At 70.1% G+C, this 12,865-nt stretch carries 13 protein-coding genes and 1 pseudogene; 4 read left to right on the forward strand and 10 right to left on the reverse strand.

Going from position 1 to position 12,865, the window contains the following annotated elements:
• Positions 1-34 precede the first annotated feature (34 nt).
• Positions 35-385: a TraR/DksA family transcriptional regulator gene (locus MME74_RS01250; protein ID WP_267416832.1), complete on the reverse strand. Its 351-nt coding sequence runs from the start codon at positions 383-385 to the stop codon at positions 35-37.
• 43 nt (positions 386-428) lie between these two features.
• The gene (locus MME74_RS01255; RefSeq protein ID WP_267416833.1) at positions 429-2,975 is read right to left on the reverse strand and encodes an MMPL family transporter; all 2,547 of its coding nucleotides are present in this window, start codon (positions 2,973-2,975) and stop codon (positions 429-431) included.
• Between the two features lie 68 nt (positions 2,976-3,043).
• Here MME74_RS01255 and MME74_RS01260 point away from each other — a divergent pair, with 68 nt between their 5' ends.
• Complete coding sequence (locus MME74_RS01260; protein WP_267416834.1) at positions 3,044-3,616, forward strand: TetR/AcrR family transcriptional regulator; 573 nt, start codon at positions 3,044-3,046, stop codon at positions 3,614-3,616.
• Positions 3,617-3,775: 159 nt separating this feature from the next.
• Here MME74_RS01260 and MME74_RS18340 read toward each other — a convergent pair.
• From MME74_RS18340 to MME74_RS01295, 7 genes and pseudogenes are all read right to left on the reverse strand, one after another.
• Positions 3,776-3,964: pseudogene (locus MME74_RS18340) on the reverse strand (cupin); the annotation flags it as partial.
• Positions 3,965-4,026: 62 nt separating this feature from the next.
• Complete coding sequence (locus MME74_RS01270; RefSeq protein WP_267416835.1) at positions 4,027-4,182, reverse strand: hypothetical protein; 156 nt, start codon at positions 4,180-4,182, stop codon at positions 4,027-4,029.
• Positions 4,179-6,509, reverse strand: coding sequence for a phosphoribosylformylglycinamidine synthase subunit PurL (gene purL, locus MME74_RS01275; protein ID WP_267416836.1), 2,331 nt, complete (start codon positions 6,507-6,509; stop codon positions 4,179-4,181). Before purL ends, MME74_RS01270 begins: the two co-directional genes overlap by 4 nt.
• Before the next feature lie 101 nt (positions 6,510-6,610).
• Positions 6,611-6,991, reverse strand: coding sequence for a type II toxin-antitoxin system VapC family toxin (locus tag MME74_RS01280; protein WP_267416837.1), 381 nt, complete (start codon positions 6,989-6,991; stop codon positions 6,611-6,613).
• Complete coding sequence (locus tag MME74_RS01285) at positions 6,988-7,242, reverse strand: type II toxin-antitoxin system Phd/YefM family antitoxin (protein WP_416383329.1); 255 nt, start codon at positions 7,240-7,242, stop codon at positions 6,988-6,990. The genes MME74_RS01280 and MME74_RS01285 overlap by 4 nt, the downstream gene beginning before the upstream one ends.
• A gap of 41 nt (positions 7,243-7,283) precedes the next feature.
• On the reverse strand, positions 7,284-7,430 hold the full coding sequence (locus MME74_RS01290) for a hypothetical protein (RefSeq protein WP_267416839.1): 147 nt from the start codon (positions 7,428-7,430) through the stop codon (positions 7,284-7,286).
• A gap of 89 nt (positions 7,431-7,519) precedes the next feature.
• Positions 7,520-8,473, reverse strand: a complete 954-nt coding sequence (locus MME74_RS01295) for a helix-turn-helix transcriptional regulator (protein WP_267416840.1) — start codon at positions 8,471-8,473, stop codon at positions 7,520-7,522.
• A 104-nt stretch (positions 8,474-8,577) separates the two neighbouring features.
• Here MME74_RS01295 and MME74_RS01300 point away from each other — a divergent pair, with 104 nt between their 5' ends.
• A complete protein-coding gene (locus tag MME74_RS01300; protein ID WP_267416841.1) occupies positions 8,578-9,036 on the forward strand; it encodes a VOC family protein in 459 nt (152 codons plus the stop codon).
• Positions 9,037-9,052: 16 nt separating this feature from the next.
• On the opposite strand, the gene MME74_RS01305 is transcribed toward MME74_RS01300, so the two are convergent.
• Positions 9,053-10,258: a helix-turn-helix domain-containing protein gene (locus MME74_RS01305; RefSeq protein ID WP_267416842.1), complete on the reverse strand. Its 1,206-nt coding sequence runs from the start codon at positions 10,256-10,258 to the stop codon at positions 9,053-9,055.
• Positions 10,259-10,516: 258 nt separating this feature from the next.
• Here MME74_RS01305 and MME74_RS01310 point away from each other — a divergent pair, with 258 nt between their 5' ends.
• Together MME74_RS01310 and MME74_RS01315 are read left to right on the forward strand one after the other, a co-directional pair.
• Positions 10,517-11,299: an acetoin reductase gene (locus tag MME74_RS01310; protein ID WP_267416843.1), complete on the forward strand. Its 783-nt coding sequence runs from the start codon at positions 10,517-10,519 to the stop codon at positions 11,297-11,299.
• A 289-nt stretch (positions 11,300-11,588) separates the two neighbouring features.
• Positions 11,589-12,782: a MalY/PatB family protein gene (locus MME74_RS01315; protein ID WP_267416844.1), complete on the forward strand. Its 1,194-nt coding sequence runs from the start codon at positions 11,589-11,591 to the stop codon at positions 12,780-12,782.
• Positions 12,783-12,865 lie beyond the last annotated feature (83 nt).

The raw sequence follows: 12,865 nt of genomic DNA on the forward strand, positions 1-12,865 counted from the left end.
AGCGGAGCGGGACGAAGGTCAGTGCCCGAGCCTCTCAGTGCCCGAGCTTCTCGGCACAGGCGACGCAGTACTCGGCGAACGGGCGAGCCTCCAGGCGGCCGGCGGGGATGGGTCTGCCGCAGTGGGCGCAGATGCCGTACGTGCCGGCTTCCACCCGGGCGAGCGCCTCGTCGACCTGCCGCAGCTCGGAGGCCGCCGCCTCGGCGAGCCCGGTCAGCCGCGACCACTCGGATGACAGGGTGACGCCCTCCGGATCGTGCTCGTCGTCATCGTTCGAGCCCTCGCGGTCATGGGTGAGCTCGTCGAGCGTCGCGGCCGTCGCCCGCACCCGCTCCTCGGCCTGCACGCGCAGCGCGAGCAGGCGTTCCCGGGCGTCGGCGGTCATGCGCCCACTCTAGGCACGGCCGCCGACGTCCGGAGTCGCGCTGTCAGGCGGAGTGTCCGCTCGTCGGCACCGAATCGGTCGTCGTCGGAACGGCCACGGCCTTCATCCCGGGGTGCTCGCGCTCGAGCGCCGCGCCCTCCATGTCGACGTTCGGCAGGATGCGGTCGAGCCAGCGCGGCAGCCACCAGGCCGAGCGTCCGAGCAGGTGCATGAGCGCGGGCATCAGCAGCATCCGCACCACGAAGGCGTCGAGCAGCACACCGAACGCGAGACCGAATCCGATCGACCGGATGATCGTCGACTCCGAGAAGATGAACCCGCCGAACACCGACACCATGATGAGCGCCGCGGCGATCACGACCGAGCGACCGGCCCGGAAGCCCTGGGCCACGGCATCCCGCGCCGAGGCTCCGTGCACATACGCTTCGCGCATGCCGGAGGCGAGGAACAGCTGGTAGTCCATCGCGAGCCCGAACAGGATGCCGACGAGGATCACCGGCAGGAAGCTCAGGATCGGTCCCGTGCTGTGCAGCCCGATGATCTCGGCGCCCCAGCCGAACTGGAACACCGCGACGATCAGGCCGTACGTCGCGAACAGCGAGAGCACGAAGCCTCCGGTCGCGATGATCGGCACGAGCAGCGAGCGGAACACCACGATCATGATGAGCAGGGAGAGCCCGACCACCACCACGAGGTAGAGCGGCAGGACTCCCGCGAGGGCCTCGGAGATGTCGATGTTGATCGCGGCCTGACCCGCGACGCCGAGGGTGATGCCGTCGTCGATCGCCGGCATCGAACGCAGATCCTGCACCAGCTTCTCGGTGGACTCGCTGTTCGGGCCCTCCTTCGGGACCACCTGGAACGCGAGCAGCGTGTTGTCGTCCGACGTCGCGATCGGTGCGACCGCCGCGACGTCGTCCTGGTCGGCGATGGCCTGGGCGATCGTGACCTGCGTGGAGAGCAGGTCGTCGTCGCTGACGGCGTCGTCGAGGGTGGCGGTGACGAGCAGGGGTCCGTTCGCGCCCTCGCCGAACTGGTCGTCGACGGTCTGGAACGCGCGGTAGCTGGTCGAGTCGCTGGGCTCGCTCGATCCGTCCGGCAGCCCGAGGCGCATCGACATCGCGGGGATCGCGATGATCAGCAGGGCGACGACGCTCACGAGGGCGGTGACGACGGCGCGGAGGGTCGACATCCGCTTCACGGGCTTGCCCGCGGCGTGCTCCTGGCCGATCGTGGCGCGCGCGCGACGGCTCAGGAGTCGCGGGCCGACGAGGCCGAGGATGGCGGGCGCGAGGGTGATCGCGACGAGCACCGCGACGGCGACGCAGACGGCACCGACCGTGCCCATGAGTCCGAGGAACGGCACGCCGGTCACGTTGAGGGCGAGCAGTGCGACGATCACGGTCGTCCCGGCGAACACGACGGCCGTGCCGGAGGTGCCCGTGGCGAGGCCGATCGACTCGCGCACCGGAACCCCGGCCAGCAGCTGCTTCCGGTGCCGGTTGACGATGAAGAGCGAGTAGTCGATGCCGACCGCGAGCCCGAGCATGACGCCCAGCACCGGGGTGACCGAGGCCATGTTCACGACGCCGGAGAAGGCGAGGGATGCCGTCACGCCCACGCCGACGCCGACGATGGCGGTGACGATCGGAAGGGCGGCGGCGATGAGGGAGCCGAGCATCACGATGAGGACGATGGCGGCGAACGCGAGGCCGACCGCTTCGCCGACGCCGAAGATCTCCGGGACACCCTGGGCGATGTCAGTGCCGAAGTCGACCTCGACGCCGTCGATCGGGGCGGACTCGAAGTGATCGATCGCGCCCTGCTTGACCTCTTCCGAGAGCTCGAGGCGCGGGTCGACGAAGGAGATGTTGACGATGGCGGTCGAGTCGTCGTCGGAGACCACGCCGATCCCGTCCGCGAGGCCGAGGAGGGTCGAGCCCAGCTTCACCTGGTCGGCGTTCTCGTCGAGTTCGGTGCGCGACGCCTCGATCTTGGCCTCCTGCGCGGAGAGGTCGGCCGACTGCGCGTTCAGCGCCGCCAGCTGCGCATCCAGGGCGGCGAGCTGTTCGGGCCCGGCGCCGGACTGCTCCGCCTGAGCGCGGGCCGCCGTGAGCTGCGTGACTCCCGCGTCGAGCTGGGCCTTGCCGTCGTCGATCTGCTTCTGGGCGGCGTCCAGCTGCGCGCGGCCGTCGGTGATCTTCTTCTCGCCGTCGGCGAGCTTCTGCGCCTGTTCTTCCTGCTGCTTCTGCGCATCGAACGGATCGATCACGCGGGCGACGCCGTCGAGATCCTCGGCGCTCGCGGCGAGGGCGGAGATCTCCTTCTTCTGCTCGTCGGTGAAGGCCGAGCCGTCGTCGGTGCGATAGACCACGGTGCCCGTGCCGCCGGCGGTGTCCGGCAGCTTGTCGGCGAGCTCGTCGATCACCGCGCCCGAGGCGGTGCCCGGGATGTCGAAGCTGTTGCTCAGCGTGCCGCCGAGGGTGAGGAAGGCGCCGACGCCGATACCGAGGATCAGCACCCACGAGACGATCACCGTCCACGCCTTGCGTGCAGCGAACGAACCCAGACGGTAAAGCAGTGAAGCCACGTGGTCTCCTTCAGACTCGAAGATCATACGGCACGTCTCGTCTAGGGATCTGTGGCTATCCTGAATGGATGGTCAACGAGCATCGGAGCGGACCCGTGCGCAGCACGGCGGCGCGCGAAGCGATCCTCGATGCGACCTCCCGACTGTTCCACGCACAGGGCTACGACCGGCTCACGATCGAGGGGATCGCCAAGGAGGCCGGGGTCGGCAAGCAGACCATCTACCGGTGGTGGCCGTCGCGCGGGGCGCTGATCGCCGACTGCCTGGTGGACGGCCGACTCATCCCCGTGGACTTCGTCGTGCCCGACACGGGTGACCTGCAGGCCGACGTCGAGACCTGGCTGGGTTCGGTGTTCGGGATCCTCGCGACGACGCAGGGGCAGGCGCTGCTCCAGTCGCTCGTCGCGGCCGCGGCCGAGGATGCGGCCGTCGGTGCGCACCTGGGCGGGAGCCTCGGGGTGGAGCAGCATCTGTCCGAGCGGCTGCGGGGCGGGATCCGCGACGGTCAGCTGCCGGAGGATGCGCCGATCGCGCAGATCGGGCGGGCGATCCTGGGCGCGATCATCGTCGAGTCGCTCGGACGTGAATCGCACGGCCCCCAGGGGATCATCGACCTGATCCGGTACCTCTTCACGCGCTGATCTCTCGGACGCCTCCCGAGCGCGACTACTCGAGCCACTCGGTGACGAAGCGGTCGTTCGCGTGGATGTGCGTCGCCTCGTATGTGCGCCGTCGAGAACCTCGAAGCGGTGCGAGACGAGCGCGGGAACGACGAGGATCTGGCCGCCGACGCCCACCACCTGTTCCTCGCCGACCGTGAACAGCGCGCGGCCGTGGTGGATCACGAACGTCTCGGCGTACGGATGCCGGTGCAGACGCGGGCCTCGTCCCGGGGAGGTGATGAACTCGCGCATGATGCTCACGGGCGAACCGAGCAGATACCCCTCGATGTCCTCGTCGCGGGCGACGTCTCTCGGCTGGATGGTCATGGTGCCTCCGTTCCCGCCCGAGGGTACGCCTGCGGACGGGCGCGGTCGAGGGGCGGCGCGCCTCAGCCGAGGAGCAGCGTGATCACGGTCGCGCCGCCACCACCGAGGATGAGCGCGATGATGACGGTCCAGGCGACGATGCGGATGCGCCGGTTGCGCCTCTCGCCGAGGTCGCCGTAGTCCTCTTCGTTCGGGTTCTGGCGGCTGAGGTCGCTCATGCGGTCACCGGCTCCGTGACGGTCGGGCCGAAGTACGAGGGCAGCGTCGCCTGCGAGCGCTCGCGCAGCTCGGCGGCCGAGACGGTGAAGACGCTCTGCACCTCGAGCTGGGGCTCGGTGTCGGTCACGCCGATGCGGGCCACGGGGTAGTTGCGTCCCTCGCAGAGACCGCGGAACTTCACGTCGTCCTCGCGGGGAACCGTGACGAGCACGCGACCGGTCGACTCGGAGAAGAGGGCGGACGCGGCATCCACGCCATCGCGCTCGATGATCTCGTTCAGCCAGACACGAGCGCCGACGCCGAAGCGCATGACGCCCTCGGCGAGAGCCTGCGCGAGGCCACCCTCGGAGAGGTCGTGGGCCGAGGAGATGAGCCACTCGTCGCGGGCGGCCGCGAGGAGACCCGCGAGGCGCTTCTCGCCGGCGAGGTCGACCTTCGGGGGCAGTCCGCCGAGGTGGTCGTGCACGACGTCAGCCCACGCCGAGCCCGAGAGCTCGGTCGAGGTGGTGCCGAGCAGGTAGATGTTCTGGCCCTCGTCCTGCCATCCGGACGGGATGCGGCGGGACACGTCGTCGATGATGCCGAGCACGCCGACCAGCGGGGTCGGGTGGATCGGCACGTCGCCGGTCTGGTTGTAGAACGAGACGTTGCCACCGGTGACCGGGGTGCCGAGTTCGTAGCAGCCGTCGGCGAGGCCGTCGACCGTCTGGCCGAACTGCCACATGACCTCGGGGTTCTCCGGCGAGCCGAAGTTCAGGCAGTCGGTGATGGCGGTGGGCACGGCGCCGGTGACGGCGACGTTGCGGTAGGCCTCGGCGAGGGCGAGCTGCGCACCCGCGTAGGGGTCGAGCTGGCAGTAGCGGCCGTTCGCGTCGGTCGAGATCGCGAAACCGAGACCCGACTCCTCGTCGACGCGGATCATGCCGGCGTCGTCGGGGAAGCTCAGGGCCGTGTTGCCGAGCACGTAGTAGTCGTACTGGTTGGTGATCCAGCTCGTGTCGGCCAGGTTCGGGGAGGCGACGAGGTTCAGGAACTGCTCGCGCAGCACCTCGGGGTCCTCGCTGCGGGGGAGGTTCTCCGCGGCATCGGCCTGGAGGGCGTCGATCCACGTCGGGTAGGCGACCGGCCGGTCGTAGACGGGGCCGTCGACCGCGACGGTCGAGGGGTCGACGTCGACGATGCGCTCGCCCTGCCAGTCGATGATGAGGCGTCCGTCGCCGGTGACCTCGCCGAGCACGGAGGTCTCGACCTCCCACTTGTTCACGACCTCGAGGAACGCGTCGAGCTTCTCGGGGGCGACGATCGCCATCATGCGCTCCTGCGACTCCGACATGAGGATCTCCTCGGCCGTGAGCGTGGGATCGCGCAGCAGCACGTTGTCGAGCGAGACCTTCATGCCGCTGTTGCCGTTGGCCGCGAGCTCGCTGGTCGCGCAGGAGATGCCGGCGGCGCCCAGGTCCTGGATCGCCTCGACGAGTTCGCCGCGGTACAGCTCGAGGCAGCACTCGATGAGCACCTTCTCGGCGAAGGGGTCGCCCACCTGCACCGCGGGGCGCTTGGTCGGACCGCCGTCGGCGAACGTGTCGGAGGCCAGGATGCTGGCGCCGCCGATGCCGTCGCCACCCGTGCGGGCACCGAACAGGACGACCTTGTTGCCGACGCCGGTGGCGTTGGCGAGCTTGAGGTCTTCGTGGCGCAGCACGCCCACCGCGAGCGCGTTCACGAGGGGGTTGGCCTGGTAGACGGAGTCGAAGACCGTCTCGCCGCCGATGTTCGGCAGGCCCAGGCAGTTGCCGTAGAAGCTGATGCCGCTCGTCACGCCGTGCACGACGCGGGCGGTGTCGGGGTGGTCGACCGCACCGAAGCGCAGGGCGTCCATGACCGCGACCGGGCGGGCGCCCATCGAGATGATGTCGCGGACGATGCCGCCGACGCCGGTGGCCGCACCCTGGAAGGGCTCGATGAACGACGGGTGGTTGTGCGACTCGGCCTTGAACGTGACGGCCCAGCCTTCGCCGACGTCGACGACGCCCGCGTTCTGGCCCATGCCCACCATGAGCCGTTCCTTCATCTCGTCGGAGACCTTCTGGCCGAAGCGGCGCAGGTAGTTCTTCGACGACTTGTAGGAGCAGTGCTCCGACCACATCACGGAGTACATGGCCAGCTCGCCCGAGGTGGGGCGGCGTCCGAGGATCTCCTTGATGCGCGCGTACTCGTCGTCCTTGAGGCCGAGGGCGCCGTAGGGCTGCTCCTTCTCGGGCGTCGCGATCGCGTTCTCGACGGAGTCGGGGACGTGCTGGGGGGAAGGTGCAGGGGCGGTGGTCACGCGCACTCCAAAGGAAGGGGCCGGCGGGGCAGGTTCAGTCTACCGGCGCGGGTGGGGCGGCTCTCCCGCGCCGCCTTCCGCCTGCACACGCGGCCCTCCCCTCACGAGAGATCGGCCAGTACCAGGCCGTGTGCGCGTGCCGCCGCCGCGAGTTCGTCGTCGTAGGTGAGAACGGACGTGACCACATCACTCAGTTCGAGCGCCGTCGCCAGGTGCAGGGCGTCGAGGGTGCGCAGGCCACTGCGGGTACGGATGGCCCGGGCGATCGTGTCGTCGTCGAGGGAGACGAGTGCGACGTGCTCGAGCAGGTCATCGGCACTCTCGTGATCGAGGGAACGGCGATCCGCCACCGCGTGCAGCTCGACGGCGAGGAGGCGGGAGGCGACGAACTCCGTTCCGGCGCTGAAGGCATCGAGGATCGCCGTGGACTCCGCTTCTCGGACGAGCGCCTTCACCGCTGCCGAGGCGTCGAGGTAGATCACAGGTGGTCCGCGCGGAGGTCGCGGAGGATCTCGGCGGTCGACATCGTGTCGGGAACCGGGGCGTGGGCAAGAGGTCCGCTCTTCGTGGGGAGCGTCACGCGGCCGCTGGCGATCATGCGTGTCCATGCCGTCTCGGCCGGCGGCGTCAGCTCCGCGATCGGACGGCCGCGATCGGTCACCGTCAGATGCTCGCCTGCGGTGACACGCGCCAGTACCCGCGCTGTCTGCTGATTGAGTTCCGTCTTCGTCACTGTCCCCATCCTCCGATTCTACGGCGGCACTACTAGAAGTACTAGATCGATGAGTGGCCGCCCCTGGCCCGCAGTTGGTCGAAGTAGTCCTGGTCCACTTCGGATCGTTCGCCCGAGGCGATCCCGTCCGTCACCAGCCTTCGCAGCTTCTCGTCGGAGGATTCGTCTTCGGGCAAGTCCGTGGTCATCGGGCCATTCAAGCGAACGGAGAGGGGCGTGACCACCGGATCGAAAGCGTCGTTCCGGGATTGGGGGAAAGGTCCTGAAACCCCTCGGATCAGGAGGAGGAGTCGGCCGCTTCGGCGAATCGTCCGGCCAGCATCCCCGCCGCCTTTCGCAGCGCCGGCGGACCCAGCACGGTGAACGCTGCGTCGAACCGTGCGACCGCGGCGAGCACGCCGACCCATGACCATGAGCCGACCGTCACGCGGCACGACCCGTCGGGGAGTTCCTCGAGCTCGTCCTCGCCGACCCAGGGCGCGACCTCGCGGGCCGGGAGCGCGATCACGACCTCGCCGACGCAGGGCCAGCGGTCCTCCGTCGTCGAGCCCTTGGCGCGTGCGGCGAGGTAGGTCTGCGCATCCGCGGCGGGGAGCGGGCGTGGGGTGAAGGACGGTCCGGTCGGGATGCGCGGATGCATCCGGTCGAGGCGGAACGTCCGCCAGTCCTCCGCCTCGCGGTCCCATGCCAACAGGTACCAGCGCCCCTCGCGGGCCACGACCGCGTGCGGCTCCGTGCGGCGGGCGGGGCGATCGTGGTCGGAGCCGTAGTCGAAGCGCAGCACCTGTCGGTCGCGGACGGCCGCGCTCGCCGCCTCGAGCACTGCGGGGTCGACCCTGGTCGCGCTCCCGGCGCCGGTGAAGCGGATGCCGTCGACACGGTGGCGCAGCCGGGAGGGCATCACCTGGCGCACGGTGGCGAGTGCTCGTGCCGCGCCCTCCTCGATGTCGACCCCGCTCGACCGCACGGTCTGCAGCGCGACGGCGATCGCGACGGCCTGGTCATCGTCGAACAGGAGCGGCGGCAGCTCCGATCCGGCGGCGAGCCGATAGCCGCCGTCGGGGCCCTTGATCGCACCGATCCGGTATCCGAGCTCGCGCAGGCGGTCGACGTCGCGGCGCACCGTGCGCGGACTGACCTCCAGGCGCTCGGCGAGCACGTGGCCCGGCCAGTCGCGCGGCGTCTGCAGCAGCGAGAGCAGAGCCAGCATCCGCGACGAGCTTCCGGTCATGCGCTCAGTCTGCCCGAAGTAGAGGACAGAAACCGACCTCTCCTCCTGTGATCGTTGTCGCCAGGCGGTTCCGAACGGCGGACCGCACAAGAAGGAGACAGCTCATGAGCATCACCACCACGACTCACCTGAACTTCCGCGGCACGGCGCGGCAGGCGCTCGAGTTCTACCGGTCCGTGTTCGGCGGCGAGGTCACGCTCGCGACCTACGGGCAGTTCGGTCTGCCCGAGGGAGTGCCCGGCTTCGACAAGGTCGTGTTCGGGCAGCTCGAGTCCGCCGACGGCATCCGCCTGATGGCCTACGACGTTCCCGGTCACGATGACCAGGACCCGGCGGCCGTCGCGGGGACGACCCACCGGGAGAACGGTGCGACGATCACCGACCGCACGTTCTTCCAGTCGCTGCGGGCCGAATCGCTCGACGAGCTGCAGCGCTACTGGGACGGCCTCGCAGAGGGGGCGACCGTCGTCGAGCCGCTCGCCGCGTCGGCGTGGTCGGCGGGCTTCGGGATGCTCACCGACCGCTTCGGCGTGACCTGGGTGCTCGACGTGCAGGCCGGTTGAGCGGGCGGGACGCGATTCAGTCCGCGAACTCCACCACGACGCCCGCGGCGAAGCGGTAGGGCGAGGCGGCGATCAGGGTGCCCAGCGTCCGGCGCAGGCGGCTGATCTCGGCGCGCACCGTCACGTCGCGCTCGGGCGTGCCGTAGAGCTGTGCGCTGAGCTCGGCCGCGCTGAAGCCATGGTCGGAATGGGCGAGCAGCACGAGGATGTCGGCCTGGCGGGGAGTGACGGCGATGGCACGGCGGCGGGTTCCGGTGAACACCGTGATCTCGCGGCCGGTGTCGCCCCGGCGGATCTCGACGAGGGCCGTGGCGTCGTGCTCGTCGGTTCCGCCGTCGCGACCGCGCAGCAGCCATCCGTGTTCGAGGGGGATCACGTCCACCTCGCCGAGCGGGGCGATCCACTCGTCTCCGGCCGTGATCGTGCCGGGGATGCTGATGCGCCGCCGGGCGTCGACGCCGGAGGAATCGGCCACCCAGCCGCTGTCGTCGATCACGGCCCAGGGTGTCGCGAGCCCTCGGGTCTCGGCGACGGAGCGGGCACGCAGCAGGTCGAGGTCGCGGCGATGCGCGGCGGCGAGTTCGAGGCTCGCGGTGCGGGCGATGGAGGAGGCGAGGGCGAGGAGTGCGGGGTGCGCCTGGTCGAGGGGCAGCGAGAGGTCGACGACGCCCTGGATCACGCCGGTCCACGGGTCGCGGATGGGGGCGGCGGCGCAGCTCCATCCGTGCTGGCCGATGAGGAAGTGCTCCGCTCCGTGGACGGCGACGGGGCGCTTCGTGACCAGCGCCGTGCCGATCGCGTTGGTGCCGACGTTCTGCTCCGCCCAGAAGTGTCCCGGGAGGAAGCCGATCTCCTCGGCGCGGTCGCGGCTGCGTCGGTGTCCGGCGGTGTCGATGAGGGTGCCGTCGGCATCCGCCAGCACCAGCAGGGTGTCGTTGTCGTCCACCAGGGGCTGCGCGTGGGTGAGCAGCTGGGGGAAGAGTCGCCGGAGACGATCGGCGTGCGGGGCGGAGGTGTCGCCGCGCAGCGAGGCGGCGGCCGTGTTGCGGTCGGGGCGCAGGCCGCGCTGCCGCAGTCGTCGCCAGGACTCGGCGATGGTCTCGCGCGGGCGGGCCGGTGCAGCCGTGCCGGTGGCCATGGCTTCGTGGACGCGGGACAGGAGGCGGTTGTACGCGGCGCCGTCAGCGCCGGTGATGACCGCGGAATCGGCCGAACCGAGCATGTCGCCTCCTGGGGGAGCCCTCCTCTCCAGTCAACCATCCCGCGTGGTCGTGGGGGTCGATCCGTTCCCGCCGTCCTGGGCGCCTGCCGCCGGAGGGAAGACGTTGCCGGGGGTTGCAGGGGCGGGAGTCCAGCGGAATCACGCGGGTCGGGCCGAGCATCGGTCTTCGCGCCGGGGCATCCGACGTCGGCTGACGTAGCTTCGCGGTGATGCCGGGGTGAACCGACTTCGGCGCACCACTGTCACAAGGAGATAGCAATGTCGGACAACAAGGTCGCGCTCGTCACCGGTGCCGGGCAGGGGATCGGCCGCGGGATCGCTCTGCAGCTGGCGACGGACGGCTACGACATCGCCGTCGTCGACCTCGGATTCCAGCAGGAGAAGGGGGAGGCGGTCGTCGCCGAGATCGAGGCGCTGGGTCGACGCGCGTTCTTCGCCGCGGCCGATGTGAGCGAGAAGGCCGACATCGATGCCGCGGTCGCGCGCACGGTCGAGACCCTCGGCGGCTTCGACGTGATCGTCAACAACGCCGGCATCGCGCAGGTCAAGCCGATCCTCGAGATCACGGGCGAGGAGCTCGACAAGATCTTCCGCATCAATGTGAACTCCGTCGTCTACGGCATCCAGGCGGCGGCGACGTCCTTCATCGAGCGCGGCGTGAAGGGCCGGATCATCTCCGCGGCCTCGATCGCGTCGATCAAGGGCTTCCCGATCCTCGGTGCGTACTCGGCGTCGAAGTTCGCCGTGCGCGGCCTCACGCAGGTCGCGGCGCAGGAGCTCGCCGTGCACGGGATCACGGTCAACGCCTATGGTCCGGGCATCGTCGGCACGGGGATGTGGGATCTGATCGACGAGCGTCTGCACGAGATCAACGGCAAGCCGCTCGGGCAGAACCTGAAGGAGAACGTCGACGCGATCGCGCTCGGGCGTATCGAGACGCCGGAGGATGTCGCCGGTGTGGTGTCGTTCTTCGCGAGCCCGAAGTCGGGCTACGTGACCGGGCAGGTGCTGCTGGTCGACGGCGGCATCCTCTACAACTGAGCTGGGGGCGCAGGGCGAAGGCGCGGGCCGGAGGGCGGCCCGCGCCTCGTCGTATCCGGGCGCTGCTCGTATCCGGGCGCTGCTCGTATCCGGGCGCCGCTCGTATCCGGGCTCTGCTCGAATATGGCGCTGCGGCGTTACGCACCGACACGCGATGTGCGGGGCGTCGAGGGCGTCCGTAGATTGGTGGAGTCCCCGCTGAGAAGGAGTCCTGCCGTGACCGAGATCCAGACCTCGAGCTGTCGTTCCTGTATCGACGCCGTCGGCTGAGCCGGCGAGGACCACGACCATGACTGCGGACCGTTCTCTTCCGTCGCATCCGTTCGATGCGCGCACCCGCCTGTACCTCGATCGGCCGCAGAGTCGGAAGTGGAGCCTGCACCCCGGGCGCATCGGGGCGTGGGTGGCGGAGATGGACTTCGGGGTCGCGCCCGAGATCGCCGGGGCGCTGCATCGGGCCATCGACGACGAGAACCTCGGCTACCTCTCTCCGCCGCAGGCCGCGGAGCTGGGCGTGGCCACGGCGGGGTGGATGCAGGACGAGTACGGATGGGCGGTCGACCCGGAGCGGGTGCATCCGGTCTCCGATGTCATGGCTGCGCTCGGGGTCGCGGTGCAGGAGTATGCGCCGGCCGGGTCGCCCGTGATCGTGCCGACTCCGGCATACATGCCGTTCCTGACATACTTGCCCGCGATCGGGCATCCGGTGATCGAGGTGCCGGGTGTCGAGGTCGACGGGCGCTGGCAGCACGACCTGCAGCGCATCGACGAGGCGTTCGCCGCCGGGGCGCGCACGCTGGTGCTCTGCAATCCGCACAACCCGACCGGCACGATCGTGGGCCGGGAGGAGCTCGAGGCGATCGCGGAGATCGTGGAGCGTCGCGGCGGGCGGGTGTTCGCGGACGAGATCCATGCGCCGCTGCGGTACGACGGTGCGCCGTTCGTCCCGTATGCGTCGGTGTCCCCGGCGACGGCCGCGCACACGGTCACGGGCACGAGCGCATCGAAGGCGTGGAACATCCCGGGCCTGAAGACCGCGCAGCTGATCACCTCGAACGACGCCGACCAGGAGCTGTACAAGCGGTTCGGGTTCGCGGTGCAGCACGGTGCGGCGACGCTCGGGGTGGTCGCCTCGACGGCGGCGTACCGCGAGGGGAAGCCGTGGCTGTCGGACGTGATCGAGTACCTCGACGGGTCGCGGCGGCTGCTCGCATCGCTGGTGGAGGAGAATCTGCCCGGCGCCGTGTATCGGGTGCCGGAGGCGACGTACATCGGATGGATCGACACCCGTGCCCTGGGGATTCCCGGCCCGCCCGCCGAGTTCTTCCGGGAGCAGGCCGGGGTCGTGCTCACCGAGGGGCGGCTGCTGGGGCGGGGCGCGGAGGACTTCGTCCGGGTCGTGTTCGCCACGCCGCGACCGATCCTCGAGGAGGCGTTCGCGACGATGGGTGATGCGGTGCGCCGGGCCGGTCTCGTGCGCTGAGCTCCCGTGGTCGGACGCCCGTCGCGCGGGTGTCAAGGGGCTCTGCGGTGTCGGTCGTGTCGCGTAGACAGGAGTCAGACAGA

Source organism: Microbacterium oxydans, assembly GCF_026559675.1.
GTDB classification, from domain to species: Bacteria; Actinomycetota; Actinomycetes; order Actinomycetales; family Microbacteriaceae; genus Microbacterium; species Microbacterium oxydans_D.